General features: G+C 40.0%; 19 protein-coding genes and 1 pseudogene. 15 read left to right on the forward strand and 5 right to left on the reverse strand.

Annotated elements, in window-relative coordinates:
• Nucleotides 1-324: 324 nt before the first annotated feature.
• Nucleotides 325-1,229 (forward strand): annotated as a pseudogene (locus tag ACFX4L_RS08830) (chemotaxis protein).
• Between the two features lie 62 nt (nt 1,230-1,291).
• Here the strand turns inward: ACFX4L_RS08830 and ACFX4L_RS08835 are convergent.
• Both ACFX4L_RS08835 and ACFX4L_RS08840 read right to left on the reverse strand, forming a co-directional pair.
• Entirely contained in the window at nt 1,292-1,798 is a 507-nt protein-coding gene (locus ACFX4L_RS08835) for a YkyB family protein (RefSeq protein WP_061462243.1), read from the reverse strand.
• A 282-nt stretch (nt 1,799-2,080) separates the two neighbouring features.
• Nucleotides 2,081-2,437: a hypothetical protein gene (locus tag ACFX4L_RS08840; protein ID WP_318680489.1), complete on the reverse strand. Its 357-nt coding sequence runs from the start codon at nt 2,435-2,437 to the stop codon at nt 2,081-2,083.
• Nucleotides 2,438-2,554: 117 nt separating this feature from the next.
• Between ACFX4L_RS08840 and ACFX4L_RS08845 the strand changes: the two genes are divergently transcribed.
• Together ACFX4L_RS08845 and crcB are read left to right on the forward strand one after the other, a co-directional pair.
• On the forward strand, nt 2,555-2,935 hold the full coding sequence (locus ACFX4L_RS08845; RefSeq protein ID WP_061462244.1) for a fluoride efflux transporter FluC: 381 nt from the start codon (nt 2,555-2,557) through the stop codon (nt 2,933-2,935).
• Nucleotides 2,932-3,294, forward strand: coding sequence for a fluoride efflux transporter CrcB (gene crcB / locus ACFX4L_RS08850; RefSeq protein ID WP_284471355.1), 363 nt, complete (start codon nt 2,932-2,934; stop codon nt 3,292-3,294). The genes ACFX4L_RS08845 and crcB overlap by 4 nt, the downstream gene beginning before the upstream one ends.
• A gap of 169 nt (nt 3,295-3,463) precedes the next feature.
• Here the strand turns inward: crcB and ACFX4L_RS08855 are convergent, their stop codons facing one another.
• Complete coding sequence (locus ACFX4L_RS08855) at nt 3,464-4,327, reverse strand: metallophosphoesterase (protein ID WP_061462246.1); 864 nt, start codon at nt 4,325-4,327, stop codon at nt 3,464-3,466.
• 163 nt (nt 4,328-4,490) lie between these two features.
• Here ACFX4L_RS08855 and ACFX4L_RS08860 point away from each other — a divergent pair, with 163 nt between their 5' ends.
• The 4 genes from ACFX4L_RS08860 (at nt 4,491) to ACFX4L_RS08875 (ending at nt 8,713) form a co-directional block, all read left to right on the forward strand.
• On the forward strand, nt 4,491-6,347 hold the full coding sequence (locus tag ACFX4L_RS08860) for an SLC13 family permease (protein WP_377404820.1): 1,857 nt from the start codon (nt 4,491-4,493) through the stop codon (nt 6,345-6,347).
• Nucleotides 6,348-6,535: 188 nt separating this feature from the next.
• Nucleotides 6,536-7,741, forward strand: a complete 1,206-nt coding sequence (locus ACFX4L_RS08865; protein WP_284471353.1) for an EAL domain-containing protein — start codon at nt 6,536-6,538, stop codon at nt 7,739-7,741.
• A 75-nt stretch (nt 7,742-7,816) separates the two neighbouring features.
• Nucleotides 7,817-8,044: a hypothetical protein gene (locus ACFX4L_RS08870; protein WP_284471352.1), complete on the forward strand. Its 228-nt coding sequence runs from the start codon at nt 7,817-7,819 to the stop codon at nt 8,042-8,044.
• 183 nt (nt 8,045-8,227) lie between these two features.
• Complete coding sequence (locus ACFX4L_RS08875; RefSeq protein WP_284471351.1) at nt 8,228-8,713, forward strand: DUF3993 domain-containing protein; 486 nt, start codon at nt 8,228-8,230, stop codon at nt 8,711-8,713.
• An 86-nt stretch (nt 8,714-8,799) separates the two neighbouring features.
• On the opposite strand, the gene ACFX4L_RS08880 is transcribed toward ACFX4L_RS08875, so the two are convergent.
• Entirely contained in the window at nt 8,800-9,033 is a 234-nt protein-coding gene (locus ACFX4L_RS08880) for a glutaredoxin family protein (protein WP_284471350.1), read from the reverse strand.
• A gap of 94 nt (nt 9,034-9,127) precedes the next feature.
• The gene (locus ACFX4L_RS08885) at nt 9,128-10,087 is read right to left on the reverse strand and encodes an MBL fold metallo-hydrolase (protein ID WP_377382641.1); all 960 of its coding nucleotides are present in this window, start codon (nt 10,085-10,087) and stop codon (nt 9,128-9,130) included.
• A 183-nt stretch (nt 10,088-10,270) separates the two neighbouring features.
• Between ACFX4L_RS08885 and ACFX4L_RS08890 the strand changes: the two genes are divergently transcribed.
• The 8 genes from ACFX4L_RS08890 (at nt 10,271) to ACFX4L_RS08925 (ending at nt 16,896) form a co-directional block, all read left to right on the forward strand.
• On the forward strand, nt 10,271-10,510 hold the full coding sequence (locus ACFX4L_RS08890) for a YkuJ family protein (RefSeq protein WP_061462253.1): 240 nt from the start codon (nt 10,271-10,273) through the stop codon (nt 10,508-10,510).
• A 123-nt stretch (nt 10,511-10,633) separates the two neighbouring features.
• Nucleotides 10,634-10,780 carry a hypothetical protein gene (locus ACFX4L_RS08895; protein WP_089362373.1) on the forward strand — a complete coding sequence of 49 codons (147 nt, stop codon included), beginning with the start codon at nt 10,634-10,636 and terminating at the stop codon, nt 10,778-10,780.
• Between the two features lie 121 nt (nt 10,781-10,901).
• Complete coding sequence (cbpB, locus tag ACFX4L_RS08900) at nt 10,902-11,339, forward strand: cyclic-di-AMP-binding protein CbpB (protein WP_061462254.1); 438 nt, start codon at nt 10,902-10,904, stop codon at nt 11,337-11,339.
• 130 nt (nt 11,340-11,469) lie between these two features.
• Nucleotides 11,470-12,996 carry an MDR family MFS transporter gene (locus ACFX4L_RS08905; protein WP_377404823.1) on the forward strand — a complete coding sequence of 509 codons (1,527 nt, stop codon included), beginning with the start codon at nt 11,470-11,472 and terminating at the stop codon, nt 12,994-12,996.
• A 262-nt stretch (nt 12,997-13,258) separates the two neighbouring features.
• Entirely contained in the window at nt 13,259-14,143 is an 885-nt protein-coding gene (locus tag ACFX4L_RS08910) for a transcriptional regulator CcpC (RefSeq protein ID WP_061462256.1), read from the forward strand.
• Nucleotides 14,144-14,268: 125 nt separating this feature from the next.
• Nucleotides 14,269-14,979, forward strand: coding sequence for a 2,3,4,5-tetrahydropyridine-2,6-dicarboxylate N-acetyltransferase (dapD, locus tag ACFX4L_RS08915; protein ID WP_377382645.1), 711 nt, complete (start codon nt 14,269-14,271; stop codon nt 14,977-14,979).
• A gap of 68 nt (nt 14,980-15,047) precedes the next feature.
• Nucleotides 15,048-16,178, forward strand: a complete 1,131-nt coding sequence (locus tag ACFX4L_RS08920) for an N-acetyldiaminopimelate deacetylase (protein ID WP_284471346.1) — start codon at nt 15,048-15,050, stop codon at nt 16,176-16,178.
• Nucleotides 16,179-16,236: 58 nt separating this feature from the next.
• Nucleotides 16,237-16,896, forward strand: a complete 660-nt coding sequence (locus tag ACFX4L_RS08925; RefSeq protein WP_089362376.1) for a potassium channel family protein — start codon at nt 16,237-16,239, stop codon at nt 16,894-16,896.
• Nucleotides 16,897-17,157: the final 261 nt, after the last annotated feature.

A 17,157-nucleotide genomic window follows, 5' to 3' on the forward strand; every position in this document is an offset into this window, starting at 1 on the left:
GTAATGAACTAGCTACAAAAAAAGGAAGAAAAATAATAAATAAACAAGCAATTAACGATAAAAATCAAAATGGGGAAGGAGCAAAAGCTCTCCCCCATTTTGTCAACAGCCCCTGTATGGGTCCCTTTTTTGTTTGGCCTTAATAGATAAACACATCTTGATCCTTTTTTATCATTGCGCTAAACAAAAGACAAAATTAACCGAATTATTAGGTATGTGTTGATAATAAAAAAACATGATAGGTCCATGTAACTGACAAGCAGGATTTTTATGCTGTTTAAAAGATTTAGGGAATTATAAAAAGTAAGAGAAGGGCGAGATGAAATGGAAACTAATAAAGGGATATTACTGGAAAGTGGTACAAATGAGCTGGAGATAGTGGAATTCGGCATCGGTAAGAATAAATTCGGCATTAACGTAATTAAGGTGAAAGAAATCATTAATCCTGTTCCTATCACGCTTGTACCTCATTCCCATCCAAATGTGGAGGGGATCATTGAGCTTCGCGAAGAAGTCCTGCCGGTTGTGAATGTAGCGGAGCTTTAGGATTTCCGCCATCTGAAACTCCTGAGCAGGATAAATTCATAGTCGCTGAATTCAATCAGCAAAAAGTGGTTTTCCATGTTCATACAGTAACGCAGGTCCATCGTATTTCCTGGTCTCAAATAGAGAAGCCTTCGGATATGTATCAAGGGCTTGAAAGTCAGATTATCGGAGTAATAAAATTAAAAAGCGAAATGTTACTGTTACTCGATTTTGAAAAAATAGTGGTCGAAATCAATCCGGAATCGGGAATAAACATCCAGCAGGTTAAAAAGCTCGGTAGCCGACAAAACTCAGATAAGAAAATCCTGATTGCAGAAGATTCTCCATTACTGAGAAAGCTGCTTTTTGATACATTGTCGGAAGCAGGATTCAAGTACTTGGAGTTTTATGAAAATGGACTTGATGCAATTAATTATCTGGAGAATTTGATTGATTCAGGAAAAGTGGTCGAAAAAGAAGTGCAACTTGTGATTACCGATATTGAGATGCCCCAAATGGATGGTCATCATTTGACTAAAAGAATAAAGGAAAGCGGTGAACTCGCATTATTGCCGGTGATTATTTTCTCTTCCTTGATTACGGACAGCCTGCGTCATAAAGGGCAGGTCGTAGGGGCTGACGCCCAAATCAGCAAACCCGAAATTGCTGAGCTAATAAAATTGATAGACAGGTTTATATTATAAATGTGAAAACGGGCCGATGAGGCATTACCTCACGGCCCGTTTGATTTATCCGGAATTCATACTTAATACTTGGAACCTTTTCCTAAAAAGGAGGATGGGAATGGGTTGTGAAAAGGTTGCTTGACCGACCCACGCCCGTAAGCCCTTTTCTCGGTATTGGTTGGGGTCGGTTGTTTTTCACCTGCTTGTCCAACGTAAGATTGCAGGATTTGTTTGGCCTTGGATAATGACAACGCAGCTTTAGGATTACGTATGGATGCTGCCCGGCTGCCGAGGTGGGGTAGTTTTTTCAAATCTTCCTTAGTGGGAGGCAGATGAAAAACATATGATCCGCATTCGACAATCACGTCGGATTGTTGTGCTGCAAAGCGAGGGTTATCAGAGAAATGAAGTCCAATCTTCTTCGCTTTTCCTTCTTGCATAAGCTTGCTTAATGCGAGCCGTTTCAAATTATATAAATTTTTAGGCTCCAACGCAGTTTTTGCGTGCTTATTAACAATAAACACGGCTTGGGCAAGGGAGTTAATCGAAAACTCATCCCTTTCAGAATGTCCTTTCGTTTGGTTCATTATGGAAACTCCTTTTCTTAATAAGGTTAGAAGGGCATTGCAGACTCCTTCAATAAAAACCTGTTTTTATAATGGGTGAAATATAGACGTGTGCCAATAAGGCAAGAAATAGTTAAAAATTAATGCATGTACATCTCTAGGCTATGACAATCATTTCCCAACACTTTACCATCTATGCATTTCATATTATACCACTTCAAAATATATAAGGAAGTAAAATTCAATCGGATGCCTTTTAAGCTAAGAAAAAGAAGGCGTTTAATGACGCCTTCTGTCCAATCCTTATCTAGTGTATATATTGATATTTTCGGATACTCCAGCCTGTGCGCCGAATTGTTGTTGCTGGTAGCCCTGAAAACCTTGATAAGCAGGGTAAGCAGGATAAGCAGGATAAGGAGGGTAAGCGGGTGGAAATGGGGGAGGATATGGAGCGTAGACTGGTGGACGGTTATTGAATAGCAACGGTCCAATTGCCAATCCTGCAACAAAAGCTACAGGCGCCAATAGAGGAAAGAAAGGAAAGAAGCGCTCGTCATTCCAATATTCAGGTCCATATTCATTCCCATATGCATTTCTGTATTCGTTCTGTAGCATCATGGTTTGTGGATAGTGGTAGTAAGGAAAATGCTGTACTTGCATAATTAGCCTCCTTTTCTCTAATTCTTTACATAGTATGGATTTTTTTTAGAAAAGAGCCTGTTTCATCTTAATCTGTTATAATGAATCTACTTGTGAGAAAAATTTGGGGTGACTGTAATGGATCGGTTAAAAAGCTTTATTGCCGTCGGTTTCGGCGGAGCAGCGGGAGCGTTATTGCGGTATTGCGTAATCTTGACCACTGCCCATTCCTTCTTCCCGTTTGGAACCCTCTTAATAAATATAGTAGGCAGCTTTTTACTTGGTATGATAAGTGGCTATTTCGCCTCAAAAAAGAAATCGTATGTTTTTTTGGCTCTGGGAAGCGGGTTTTGCGGCGGTTTCACCACGATGTCCACGTTTTCCCAAGAAATGGTGAATCTATTACAGACTTCTCTGCCATTTGCAGGACTGTATCTTGTGTCCACGCTTTTATTTGGTTTGGTCGCCGGTTTCCTCGGACTGTGCCTTTCTAATATAAGGAGAGGTGAGACCTTATGATAGAAGTTTTTTCAGTTTTTATAGGAGGCTTTTTTGGAGCATCCTCTAGATATGTCTTACAGATTATTTTTAATAGGCTATTGCCAGGTGGCTCAATACCCATTAGTATTTTACTGATTAACCTTATAGGATCTTTCGGTTTAGGAATGGCATTTCCACAGAAAGAAAGCTGGGCTTTATCTTTACAAGTTTTCATTACAATAGGTTTCTTAGGAGCTTTTACGACCTTTTCCACATTCAGTATGGAAACACTAGAACTTATTAGAAAACACCGTTATATAGATGGTCTTATCTATATAACGGTGTCGGTTATAGGTTGTATCGGAACTTTCCTGTGTGGCTACTTAAGCATGTTATGATTTTATGCCGCTTACCTATGTTGCTGGTAAAAAAAACCTGGTTTTCTCAGATATACATCTAATGCTATAATTCATAAGAATACATTACAAATGATTTATGGAACAAGTTGTTTTAGTCGCACAGGTTTTGTTAATAAGTCTGGCGGTTTTCCCCTGTGTTTTTTTCTTATCATTTTTCGGCCTGGAATTCGTAAACCGTCAACTCAGGACGCGAAAGAAAACGATAAGGGAGTCGGGTAGTGCCAAGCCCTCTATTAACATGTAACGTTAACGAATCGATTTCATACGTGCCTTCTCGGTACTTTTCAGCGTATGGGGGAGTTACAAGGGCTCCGGCAAAGGGAATTTGTACTTGGCCCCCATGACTGTGACCGCTTATTTGATATTGGATGTCGTAAGTCCTTGATATGTCGGCAAGGTCAGGAGCATGCGAAAGCATAATGGTGAACACTTCTTCTGGAATGCCTGAAAGGGCTTTTTCAAAATCCGGTTTTCCAAGCATAGCATCATCAACCCCGGCAATGAATATTTCTTCTGCCGTTAATAAGGTAATCTTAGTCGAGGTATTTTGCAGCATGGTAAAATGAGATTTGTTCATGATATCGCTGTAAATTTCCGAGCCATATCCCCCATGATCATGGTTGCCATAGATGCTGAATTTTCCAAGCGGCGCTTTGAGCTGATTCAAAACAGGAGGGATTTTCTGTTGAGCCTTGTATTTATTAGGCTGGTCCATTAAATCTCCGGTAAATAAAATAACATCCGGGTCGAGTTGGTTTATCTTATTGACAATTGCTTGTAAATCTTTAAGCTGAAATTGAAAACCTAAATGAGTATCACTGAATTGGACCATTTTCATGCCATGGAAACCTTCAGGGATAAGGGGATGTCGAATGATTTTATGCTTGGTTTCTAACCATTTCGGCTCCAAATTATGGGCATAATAGCTGCCGCCAATACCTAAACCGGTTAAGGTAGCCAATGTACCAAGGCTTTTTTTTAAAAATGTTCTTCTGGATATGGGTTTATTCAAATTAATCAACCTATCTAATATAAAAATGTTACTTCCTCATACTAACAAACAATATTCATAAAATGAAGAAAATATCTTCTGTACGCACATGAAAAACATGTAAACTGGGGTTTAATGAAACTGTATCCGGTTTGAAATTGAACATCTATACGGAGGTAACATGATGACCGAACCAATGTTTATTACACTGATTATACTTCTATGCGCCATTGCGCTTTTTATACAAGGAAAATTCCGCGCAGATTTAATTGCACTTAGTGGACTTTCCATACTTGGTTTACTGGGGATACTTACATTGGATGAGCTAGTGGCCGGGTTTGCGAATCAAGCGGTGATCATGCTGGCTGGGCTATTTATCGTCGGTGCCGGCCTTTTAAATACAGGAATCGTGGAAAAGGCAGGAAATAAGTTGTTAGGTTTATGCGGGGGCAGTGAATGGAAATCGCTGCTTATCGTCATGCTTACAGCTGGAATATTAAGTGCGTTTTTAAGTGGAACGGGCATTGTTTCCATACTGCTTCCGCTCGTTATGAGCATGGCTTTACAACAAAAAACAAGTCCGACAAGGTATTTATTGCCCCTTGCCTATGCAAGCAGTATTGGCGGACTATTAACACTTACCGGTACACCCTCCAATATGGTCGTTGCTGATGTATTACGGCAAAACGGAATAGGAACATTATCATTTTTTGACTTAACACCAGTGGGCTTAATCGCTTTTGCAGCAGGATTATTGTTCATGTTGACACTTGGGCGCCTGTTACTACCCGAGAAAACGATTGCCGCGAACAATAGTGTCAAGGGACTGTCAGCAGGGGAGCTTGCCGGCATGTACAAAGTGTATGACCGATTGCATTATCTGCATATACCCGCTACTTCCGATATTGTTGGGGAAAGGCTGTCAGACCTTCAGCTTCCTATCCAGTATGAATTGACTTTGATTGAAATTCAGCGGAAGCCAAAGGATAAGCAATTGCCGCTGTTGCAAAGACAGCTGACGATTCCAGCCAGAGCGGATGAAGTTCTTCATCCTGAAGATATCATTTTGGTGTTTGGGGAAGAAGAAGCAGTTGAGAGATTGGCACTTAACTATGAACTGGAGTTTAAGCATTTCAATACCGAACAAATAAAAAAACATTTTCTAAGCAGTAGATTTGGATTGACGGAAATATTGATCGTTCCGAATTCGGATTATGAAAACCAGACCTTGATAGATGTGCATTTTCGTGAGAAATACCAATGTAATGTGCTGGCAATCAATCGGAATGGTGAATATATTCAAGCGGATGTCGGTACGGAACGTCTGAAACCGGGGGATGCAATCCTGATACATGGAGAATGGGAGAACATTGAGAGGATATCCTCGGATTTACAGGATGTCATCGTTATTGGCAGTACTTCGGAAGATGGCTCTCCGGTCAACTCCAAAGGTAAAACATGGATTGCCTTGGGCATCACTGCATTGATGGTCATTCTTTTATCGATGGAGTCAATCCCTGCTGTGCTATCAGTATTGACGGCCGCATTGTTGATGGTAATCACTGGCTGTGTCCGTTCGATGGAAGATGCTTACCAAAAGATTAACTGGGAACCTGTTCTATTGATCGCCGCCATGTACGGAATAACGGCAGCATTGGATAATACGGGTGGAGTAAGAATGATAAGTGATTGGCTGGCCGTTCTATTCAGTAATATCGGGGCACATGGCATATTAGCTTTCTTTTACCTCCTGACACTTATCCTAAGCCAATTCATCCCGTATGGAGCAGCGACGGTAATCATGACGCCCATTGCCCTGACGTCTGCAGTGAATCAAGGAATCGATCCTCTTCCTGTATTTTTATGCCTTGCAGTTGCAGGCAGTTTGGCGTTATCCACGCCTAGGGTTGCCACTACAAATGCGCTTGTCATGACAGCAGGTGATTACAAGTATAAGGACTTTATCGTGATCGGGATATCCATACAGATCTTCATTGGCGTTATCATGGTGATCACCATCCCATGGTTCTTCCCTTTTTAATTAGGCATTAAGGCATTGTTCGATTTATGAACAATGCCTTTTCGACGAAGAATCGTTTAGTTTCATTCAAAAGTCATGACTGAAAAAAGAGTTATGTTGTAGGAATTAAAATTAAATATTATCAATTCTAGAAACTAATGGTATAATTTTTGCATATTGGTGTTTCGTAATTAGGGGGAAGATGCATCATGGATACAGAAAAAATATTGAAGAATTTAGACAGGGTGACACCATTCTTTCAACCGATTTTCAGTGCAGATCAACATCAGGTAATCGGATATGAAATTTTAGGGCGCTATGAGGAACAATCAGAATATAAAAGCCTTGGCTCTTTTTTTCACGATTCTGCAGTGCCGGAAGAGTATAGGGTGGAAGTGGATAATTACGTTCTTGAAATAGCCTTGGAAAGAATAAAAGACTATGGTGAAGATTTTCTTATCTTTATTAACAGAGATCCAAATTTGCTTATGCTGGATCATGGCGAAGAATTCATGGAGATTTTACATCGTCATTTTCAACCGGAGGAAATGCACCGGATTGTGCTGGAATTATCAGACACGATCAGTCCGGAAAACTTAGACCCTTTGCAGCATGTGCTCGCTTATTTTAAAACATATGGGATTAAGATAGCTCTCGATCATTTAGGACAAGACACGCAATTGGACCGAATTGCACAAATTTCTCCTAATATTTTAAAAGTTAACCTGGACCAGCTTCGCATATCAGGTGGAGATGCCTATCAGGTCATACTGTTTTCTCTAAGCATGCTTGCGCGAAAAATAGGCGCCAATCTACTATTTGAGAACATTGAGTCTGAATACCAGCTTCGCTTTGCATGGAAAAACGGTGGACGATATTATCAAGGGTATTTTTTGGCGAAACCGGAAGGTGAGTTCATCAATAAGGATTTACTGCGTGAAAAATTCCATCAAGAATGTCAGTCCTTCATTTCACTTGAGACCAAGAAGCTTGAAGCCGTTTATCAAAAGACTTCGCAATTCAACGAAAATATGCAAGGCTTCTTAAAACAGCAAAAGCGAGTTGGCTCCCATGAAGATTTTCTTCGTAGTTTGGCGAAAAAATTGGATTACATATGTTTTCGGCTTTATATTTGTGATGAAGAGGGGTATCAAAAATCACCCAATATCCTCCATAAGGACGGGCAATGGTTAGTACAACCCAAATATATGAATAAAAATTGGAGCTGGAGACCTTATTTTCTCGAAAACATCGTAAAGATGCGTAATGAGAAGAAAGGAATTTTATCCGATTTATACAGTGATATCGAAACGGGAGAAACCATCCGGACCTTTTCATATCCCCTGAATGATAAGGAATATATTTTCTTTGATCTTTCTTATAGTTATTTATATGAAAATGAAGCCCTTTTATAGAAAAACGGTTCATGTATATAATCGCTTGAAGTGTGTAACGATAAGCAGAAATGATGCACTTGGAGGAGACATATTTTGAGCACGTACATCTGGATTTTAATCATAGTCGTTACAGTCATGGCGTTATATCTGCTCTTTTATACTTATTCTGTAGCAAGGGCACAGAAAGTGAAAGCCAGATATGATTCGACTATTGATGATTCGGTTAAAGAACATCCGTATTTAAAGAACCCAGTATTCGTTTCCCTTTTTGTCGGGACGGTTTTGGTTGCCGGTTTTATTTTTTACTATGCTTTTCAATAATTGTAAGAGGGAGATTTCGATTTCATGAAATCTTCTTTTTTTATTGTGAAGGAATGGGCAATGGTATCAAGGTATCCCGGAGAATTTGATTTTGTAGTTTGGCTTTGATTTTGACGGGTATTGAAAGGCATAGGCAAAAATCAGAACCATTAGGAGAAATTCTATAACTAGGAGATGATTGTAATGAGGAAATATCTAGTTGCATGTCTTGCCAGTGTCCTTCTTTTTTTAGGAGGAGGGTTAACAGCTTCAGCGGAGGGCTTACATAGAGAGGAAGTACTATCTTTAGTACAAGATGCCATGGAGAACCAAGGCTCGATCAGTGAGGAAGTACGTACTAAGGAAGCGATTGAAGGGAAGCTGGATAAACATTTCACAGGTGATTTCATCAAGAAGTTTGTCCAAGCGAATGTAGTGAAAGTCGATGGCGGTTATACCACATTTGGATCAGATTTCGCTCCGTATTATATCCCTTTTTTCAGTTATGACAAGAATACGGAAATTGTATATGGGAAAAACGGTGATGTCATTTATGTTCAGGAGGAATTCAAGGGCACTGGGGACGGACCGGTATCGATGGAAAAACATGTTGAATCAGTTACATTGAAAAAGGAGAATGACGTTTGGAAGGTAATGGACGTAAAGTATGAAAGCGAAAAAATGAGATGAAGTATTCAAAAGGAAAGTCTTCCTTCATCTGAAAAATATGGAGCCTGAAAAAGTCTAGAGGAGGGCAGCCTTCTCTAGACTTTTTGCTATATATTCAGTTCTTTTTTTATTTCGTCCAGTTCAAAACCGATAATGGCTTTCCCATCGATGACGACCGTGGGCGTGGAATAGGCGCCATATTTATTCGTTAGTTCTTTACGTGCATGTCCATCTGCATTAATATCCTTTTCTTTGTATACGACATTATTATCATCAAAGAACATTTTCATGATTTTGCAGGGAGGGCAATCAGGTTGGGTATAAAGCGTTACGTCTTTCATTTCATTCCTCCATGTATTCTATATGTAAGATGTACTTATTCATTATAGAGAATCGCAGGACATTTGAATAGGGAAAAACCTTGAAGGAACCTTTTTACTTAACCTTTTCCTGTTTTATAAGATAGTCTATCAGCCCCATGGAACAAACATTTACGTCCATGGCGATGATTTCAAAAACGGGATGATCAGTAATGATTCCTTTTTCACCTAAATGAACCGCGACTTCCGTGAAAATATTTTTACTGGTTGCCGCTACTTGTTCCTCAAAGCTATCATATTCCCTATATGCCGATTTGGCAGTCTCCACAAATTTGGGCAGCCAATAATGAAGTTGTTTATATACTTCCTTAGGGTTTTCCGATACCCCGTAATGACCAAAATATATACGCTCGACGCCGATGCTTTCGTACAATTCCGCTGCAGCAAGCATCGCATCGGGATTAAATTGGTTTGGTGATGTGGATGGTAAATAAAATTCCAAACCTTCTTCATCAAGTTCACGATAAAAAATGCCAACTGTGTCACCTGAAAACATGCCTTTTGATACGGAATCGAAAATGCTTAAATGATGGTTTGCATGCCCTGGGGTGTCATAAAAGGTCAAGGAGGAATTATCACTGGTCTTTAGGGCTTCTCTATCATGTATAGTCAGCATTCTATCAAATGGAATAGGTAAAATCGGATTGAAAAGCTCATTGAATTCTTCACCATAGACAGCTTTAGCCCCAGCGATCAAACGTGTTGGGTCTTCTAGATGCCGTGCACCTTTTGGATGGACGATCACTTTGGCGTTTGGACAATGCTGTAAAAAAAGTCCCGCTCCACCTGCATGGTCCAAATGTATATGGGTAAGAATGATATATGTAATATCCAAAGGGGAGATTCCCAGATCTTCAAGACCCTTCATTAAATGGGGGATGGAAGGGCTGGCGGAAGTTTCGACTAAAGTGATGTCTGTATCGGCAATTACATATGTTCCTGTTCGATTTCTTCTATTCAAATCAAAACCATCAATCAATGAAATGCGATAACCAAGTTCACTAATGTTTTGCAATAGAATCTACCTCCAGAAAATTTTTCATGTACAAAATCCATTCCTTATTTTATTCTGTTAATAGTACCATGTAAAGAATGAAGTTTTAAATTATTCTGAATTTATTTCAGCGTGGCTACTGGATAGAAAAGTATGGTATAGTGAAACCTATCGAAAAGGTTTTATTCAGAAAGGAGAGGGAGTATGTCTCAATTACAGGGCATTCTTACCAGATTGAAAAGTCTTCAAGAGCAAGCGAAGGAATCTGAATCTGCTCAACGTTTTTTTGAAATAGATGGTGTGAAAAAGTGCCAGGTTACATATTTCAGCAAAACAGAAATGTTCGAGCTTGAAGTATACAGTGATAAAGGGAAATCAGCAAAATATCAATTCGATAATATTGATATGATTACCATTGAAATCTTTGATCTTCTTCAATCTTAAAAAATCATTAAAAGTCGCCTTCCCATGGAAGCGGCTTTTTTTATTGTGCATGAAACCGTTCAATTATTACTTTTTGAATGAAGAAGTGATTTTTACGACATCTTATTAATTGGAGGGATAAAAATGAAAAATCCAATGGTAATTTGTCCTGTTTGCGGAGAAGAAAGGGAAATGGAAAATGTATTAACGGCACAATCAAACCAAAATGTGATTTATCAATGCCCGGAATGCGGTTTTAAACAGGTTAACATTAAAACTAGTAAGGGGTAAGGAGCTTTGTCAAAATCCCACAGTTTGGGATTTTATTGATCTAGGAATGAGCCTTTTCTGCTTACATATGTTAAACTGATGAAAGAGCTGTATATAAAAACATATGGTAAGGGGTTTTAACATGATCGGTACTCATGATGGGGATTTATTGGAATCCAGCGTTAAAGACTTAATGATTTCTTCTGAACGCGTGGCCCACGTGCAGGTAACCAATAATTTAGAACATGCACTTTTGGTATTAACAAAGAGCGGTTATACGGCCATTCCTGTGTTAGATCCGATGTATAAACTGCATGGCTTAATCAGCACACCGGTCATTCTTGATTCAATTTTGGGACTGGAACGAATTGAATTCGATAATCTTGAGAATAAAAAAGTTTCTGAAATAATGAATATAGAAATACCTCGCCTGCATATTGAAGATACTTTGACAAAGGGTGTGGAATTGTTAATCGATCATCCGTTTGTCTGTGTAGAGAATGACGAACATGTATTTGAAGGTATCTTAACTAGAAGAGCAATCTTGAAAAAAGTATTTAAACAAAATACAGCTGAATAAAAATGTAAGGCTGAATATGGTTAACCTTAAGACTCGCCAGTTGGCGAGTTTTCTTGTTTTTTACATATTTGTACCAGTTGATGGTAAAATCTAAAAACAGTTATTACTTATTAGGAAAGGATGGCGGAAATTGGGCCAAGCAGTGGATAGTGCAAAAGTGCAGAATAAAAAATTGAAACGTCCCTTCGTTTTAGGTGCCATCATGTTGGCTATGTTTATGAATGCTATTGAAGGAACGATCGTTTCGACGGCTATGCCAGCCATTGTAAGCGATTTAGGTGGTTTTTCACTTTACAGCTGGGTGTTTTCAGGCTATTTGTTAATGAACGCTGTGACAGTCTTGATATATGGAAAGCTCTCAGATATTCTCGGTAGAAAACCTGTCTTATTATTTGGGATCGTTGTTTTCTTAATTGGCTCCCTTCTTTGCGGCTTTGCCAATTCCATGACGGAACTCATCATTTATCGCTTTGTACAAGGTTTTGGGGCAGGGGCTGTAGCTCCAGTAGCTTCAACGATTGTTGGTGATATCTATAAAAATGAGGAGAGGGCACGCGTTCAAGGGTATCTATCGAGCGTTTGGGGCATTTCAGCGGTAATGGGGCCGGCTTTGGGCGGCATGCTCGTTGAATCCCTGACTTGGAAGCTTGTATTTTGGGTTAATATTCCTCTGGGCTTACTATCTTTTATAGGGATTTGGTTTTTCCTTCATGAAAAAATTGAAAAGAAAAAACGTGATATCGATTACCTTGGTGCAACCCTATTGACGTTATCCATATCCACTCTTATGGTGATACTCGTAGAAGGGGGAGTAAAATGGTCATGGGCTTCAGCTCCAGTCATTTCCCTGGCATTAGTGGCCATAATCACCTTTATCTTATTCATTCTTCAGGAAATGAAAGCAACCGAACCGATGATGCCATTTGAAATCTGGCAGGAGCGCTCCATCTTGATTGCGAATCTTGTATCTCTGACGACAGGGGTGATGATGATAGGATTATCAAGTTTCCTCCCAACATTCGTTCAGGGTGTGATGGAACGCTCTCCTACGGTAGCTGGGTTTACATTGACAGCCATGTCAATTGGCTGGCCGATCGCTTCAATGGTATCAAGCAAGTTATTGATGAAAATAGGCTTCAAAGCGACCTCCCTCCTTGGAGGGTGCTCGCTGATCCTTGGGAGTTTGATCCTAGTATGGATGAAGCCAGAAGCAGGGCCCCTTATTGCTGCCATGGGATCCTTCTTTGTCGGTGTAGGGATGGGTTTGACTTCTACCTCATTCATTGTCGTCATTCAAAAAACAGTCAGCTGGGAACGCAGGGGGATTGCGACAGCTTCTAATATGTTCATGCGTAATTTAGGAAATACGGTAGGTGCAGCATTACTTGGAGGAATCATGAATACGAGACTTCAAGCCTATTTAAACGAGCATGCACCATCCGGTTCGGGAGTGACGATAGATACGGCAAATAAACTGTTGAACAGTGAAGAACGTACGAAGCTTCCTGAAAATGTGGTAAAAGTTTTGCAGGAAGGACTTACATTGTCTTTACAAACGATTTATCTCATTGTTCTAGTCTTCTCAGTAATCAGTTTCATGTTACTTACAAGACTAAGAAAGAATAAGAAGGCATATGAGAATAAGGCAGACTCATAATTGGAGCTTGCCTTTAAGTGGAAGGGAAATGCGACTCGGATGATCAATGGAATCAATCATGCGATCGAGACCGTATGTTGAATTTCAGCTGTCGATGTGCCTGCATTGAATGCTGCAAAACTGATGACCAGCAATAATATGATCGTAAAAGGATATTCACTCCATTTCTTTTCCCTTGTAATATATGCGGACTTTGTTGATAATTAAATGTAAATAAATTAAGTCAGCATGATAAGAATTAATTATCAAGAGGTTGGTGTGTATGTCGTTTTCAGAATTTCATTTATTATCTGTACTTGCTCAGGAAATGAATATGAGAAAAGCAGCTGAGCGGTTGTTCGTTTCCCAGCCGGCTTTATCACAGCGTTTACAATCAATAGAAAAGGATTGGGGATCGAAACTGTTTCTGCGTTCACAAAAAGGGCTGTCTCTGACGCCTGCAGGGGAAGCGGTAATCCGTTTGGCCAATGAGGTAATAGAAAAAGAAGAAAAGGTCAGGGAAAGTATCCAAGCTATGGATCATGAAGTATATGGTACTTTGAAAATAGCCTGTGCCTCGATTGTCGGCCAAAATTGGCTTCCGCAAGTATTAAAAAAATTCGTCCAAAAATATCCCTATGCCAAAATTTCATTAATCACTGGCTGGAGCAGTGAGATTTTAAAGTCTTTGTATGAAGGACAAGTACATATTGGAATTATAAGGGGAGCCCCGGATTGGAAAGGGGTTAAACAGCATTTATTTACAGATATGCTTTATTTGGTGGATACTGAAATGAAGGAACTGAATCAAGTGTTTGAAACGGACCGGCCATTCATTCAGTTTAAAAGCGATTCGAATTATTACCAGGAAATTCAGGACTGGTGGCACCGGCAATTTAAAACGACACCCAAAAACACCATAGTCGTGGATCAAATCGAAACATGCAAACAAATGGTATTTAACGGCATTGGATATGCAATCCTGCCTGCCATCACTTTACATGATAAAGATACGAATGTTTTTAAAATCCCTCTTCTAGATGGGCATAATCACTCAATCGAACGGGATACATGGCTTTGCGGCTATGAATCTGCTTTCCAGTTAAAGCAAGTCCAAGCATTCACTGAAGTGGTAAAAGAGCATATTCGCCAACAAGGAATGTTATGAGTCCGATGACGAAAATGTCAATAGGGCAGAATAATATTTAAGAGTGACATTCAACTTGTCTTGCCGGCATTTGTCTGTTAAATTTAAGACGAGTAATGATACATATTTAGGAGGTTTTACCCGGAATGAATAAAATGGATGCAAATGAAATTATTTCTTTTATCTCAAATAGTAAAAAATCGACACCAGTAAAAGTATATGTCAAAGGTGATTTAGAAGGTATGGATTTTGGACCAGCTTCTAAAACCTTCATTACAGGAAATACAGGGGTTGTATTCGGTGAGTGGTCTGAGGTCGAAGAGGCAATCGAGGCAGCGGGGACAAAAATCGAGGATTATGTAGTTGAAAACGATCGCCGTAACTCTGCCATTCCTTTATTGGACCTAAAAGGCATCAAAGCCCGTATCGAGCCTGGAGCAATAATCCGTGACCAAGTATCGATCGGTGACAATGCAGTGATCATGATGGGAGCATCGATCAATATTGGCTCCGTCATTGGTGAAGGCACAATGATTGACATGAATGCAATACTGGGCGGACGTGCAACAGTGGGTAAAAACTGTCACGTTGGTGCAGGTGCAGTATTAGCAGGTGTCATCGAGCCTCCTTCTGCACAACCGGTCATTTTGGAAGACGATGTTTTAATCGGAGCTAATGCGGTGGTTCTTGAAGGTGTGAAAATCGGTCAAGGTTCAGTTGTAGCGGCTGGTGCAATTGTAACGAAAGACGTTCCGCCTTACTCAGTGGCTGCTGGTGTCCCGGCGAAGGTCATTAAACAAATTGATGAAAAAACTAAATCAAAAACAGAGATCATGCAAGAACTTCGCCAACTTTAATTTCTTAAGTGAATATTGCCTTAAGCGTGGATATAATTATCCACGCTTTCTGTATAGGAGGGAATAATGTGAAAACAAATCCTTTTGCCGAGATCCGGCGTGATTTGCATCAAATACCGGAGATAGGATTTAAAGAATATAAGACGCAGCAATATCTATTGAATTACATAACGAATCTTGCCTCTGAGCGAATAGAAATAGAAACTTGGCGAACGGGGATATTCGTGAAAGTGAAGGGAAGGAACCCTCGGAAAATAATTGGCTATAGGGCAGATATAGACGGTCTGCCGATAAAAGAGGAAACTGGGCTGCCCTTCGCATCCAAACATGAGGAACATATGCATGCCTGCGGCCATGATTTTCATATGAGCATCGGTTTGGGATTATTGACGTATTTCGCCGAAAATCAAATCGATGATGACTTGCTATTCATTTTCCAACCGGCAGAAGAAGGCCCTGGTGGTGCGGAACCGATGCTTAAATCGGAGACCATGAAAAAATGGAAGCCTGACATGATCCTTGCTTTACATATTGCTCCAGAGTATCAAGTTGGAACGATTGCCGTTAAAGAAGGGCTTCTATTTGCCAATACATCTGAATTGTACATCGATTTGAAAGGTAAAGGAGGGCATGCAGCCTATCCACATGAAACAAAAGACATGGTCATCGCGGCCTGCTCGCTTGTAGGGCAACTGCAAACCATCGTTTCGCGGAATGTAAATCCACTTGATTCAGCTGTCATTACAGTTGGGAAGATTACTGGAGGAACCGTTCAAAATATTATTGCGGAGACAGCGCGGCTAGAAGGCACAATACGAACCCTTAACCCCGAATCGATGGTAAAGGTCAAGTCAAGAATTAAAGCGCTTGTGGATGGTATACAAGTTGGATTTGAGTGCTTGGCAGAAATCGACTATGGTGCGATGTATCACCAGGTGTATAATGAAGAAAGGCTGACCCGGGAATTCATGGAATTTACAGACAAGGCATCGGATGTTCATTTGCATCGCTGTACTGAAGCGATGACAGGTGAAGATTTTGGATATATGTTAAAGGAGATTCCAGGTTTCATGTTCTGGCTAGGGGTTTCATCAGAATACGGATTGCACCATGCTAAGTTGAGTCCGGATGAGAGTGCGATCGAACTCGCGATTAACCATTTGACGGATTATATAACGTTTAAAGGAAACAGAGCTTAAAAAACGCTTTTCAGGACGGAACATTAAAGAGAGAACGAATGATGTTGGAGGGCTTATTGTGAAAAAAGAATTTGCGGTGATTGGACTTGGCCGTTTTGGCGGCAGTATAGTCAAGACATTGGCTGAAGAGGGATTAGGAGTGCTGGCCATTGATGCAGACGAAGATCGAGTGAATGAATTTGCCAAAATAGCTTCTCATGCCGTAGTAGGGGATACGACAGATGAAAATGTGCTGAGAAACATAGGAATTCGTAATTTTGATCACGTAATCGTAGCGATTGGCGAGAATATTCAAGCAAGTATATTGACGACTCTCATGCTTAAGGAATTGGGTGTCGGAAATGTTACGGTAAAAGCGCAAAATGATTATCATGAGAAGGTTCTTCGTAAAATCGGGGCCGACTTCGTTGTGCACCCCGAACGAGATATGGGGAGAAGGATTGCACATAATATCGTCTCCAATAATATTCTCGATTATTTGGAGCTATCTGATGAACATTCCATCGTCGAAATTGTTGCAAGCCAAAAGATGAATGGAAATTCGATATTTGATCTTGATATCCGCGCTCACTATGGGCTGAATATCGTCGCGATTAAAAGAGGGAACGAAATAAATGTCTCCCCACAGGCAAGCGATTTAATACATAAAGGTGATATATTGATCGTCATCGGAGCGGATTCGGACATCAATCGATTCGAAAAAAAGATTGTAGAATAAGCAAGCGTCCTGCTAAATTAGTATCAGGCAGCGTTTCTTTTATCAAAGGAAAACAAAAAGGTTTCGGAATGGTCTCATTCCGAAACCTTTTTGTTGGTTTTGAAGCAGATACCGAGAATAGCCTGCAGCGAAAATTTTTTTAAGTTCCCTTAAAGTAGTCCAACGCATACAATACTTCTTTTGCGTCTTTCGAATACACGCTCTATCGTTTCTTTACGTTTCGCATCTTCATTATGACGCAGATGATCTGCTTCTTCCATA

This window comes from Peribacillus sp. YIM B13482 (assembly GCF_042787975.1).
In the GTDB taxonomy this organism is placed as follows: domain Bacteria; phylum Bacillota; class Bacilli; order Bacillales; family DSM-1321; genus Peribacillus; species Peribacillus simplex_A.

Excerpts from the sequence above, each read along its gene's own strand:
- ACFX4L_RS08840 (WP_318680489.1), bottom strand. The coding sequence starts at position 2,437 with ATGCAAGTACAGCATTTTCCTTACTACCACTATCCACAAACCATGATG.
- ACFX4L_RS08860 (WP_377404820.1), top strand. The coding sequence starts at position 4,491 with ATGACCGAACCAATGTTTATTACACTGATTATACTTCTATGCGCCATT.
- cbpB (WP_061462254.1), top strand. The coding sequence starts at position 10,902 with ATGATCGGTACTCATGATGGGGATTTATTGGAATCCAGCGTTAAAGAC.
- ACFX4L_RS08835 (WP_061462243.1), bottom strand. The coding sequence starts at position 1,798 with ATGAACCAAACGAAAGGACATTCTGAAAGGGATGAGTTTTCGATTAAC.
- ACFX4L_RS08880 (WP_284471350.1), bottom strand. The coding sequence starts at position 9,033 with ATGAAAGACGTAACGCTTTATACCCAACCTGATTGCCCTCCCTGCAAA.
- dapD (WP_377382645.1), top strand. The coding sequence starts at position 14,269 with ATGAATAAAATGGATGCAAATGAAATTATTTCTTTTATCTCAAATAGT.
- ACFX4L_RS08845 (WP_061462244.1), top strand. The coding sequence starts at position 2,555 with ATGGATCGGTTAAAAAGCTTTATTGCCGTCGGTTTCGGCGGAGCAGCG.
- ACFX4L_RS08910 (WP_061462256.1), top strand. The coding sequence starts at position 13,259 with ATGTCGTTTTCAGAATTTCATTTATTATCTGTACTTGCTCAGGAAATG.
- ACFX4L_RS08895 (WP_089362373.1), top strand. The coding sequence starts at position 10,634 with ATGAAAAATCCAATGGTAATTTGTCCTGTTTGCGGAGAAGAAAGGGAA.
- ACFX4L_RS08890 (WP_061462253.1), top strand. The coding sequence starts at position 10,271 with ATGTCTCAATTACAGGGCATTCTTACCAGATTGAAAAGTCTTCAAGAG.
- ACFX4L_RS08865 (WP_284471353.1), top strand. The coding sequence starts at position 6,536 with ATGGATACAGAAAAAATATTGAAGAATTTAGACAGGGTGACACCATTC.
- crcB (WP_284471355.1), top strand. The coding sequence starts at position 2,932 with ATGATAGAAGTTTTTTCAGTTTTTATAGGAGGCTTTTTTGGAGCATCC.
- ACFX4L_RS08875 (WP_284471351.1), top strand. The coding sequence starts at position 8,228 with ATGAGGAAATATCTAGTTGCATGTCTTGCCAGTGTCCTTCTTTTTTTA.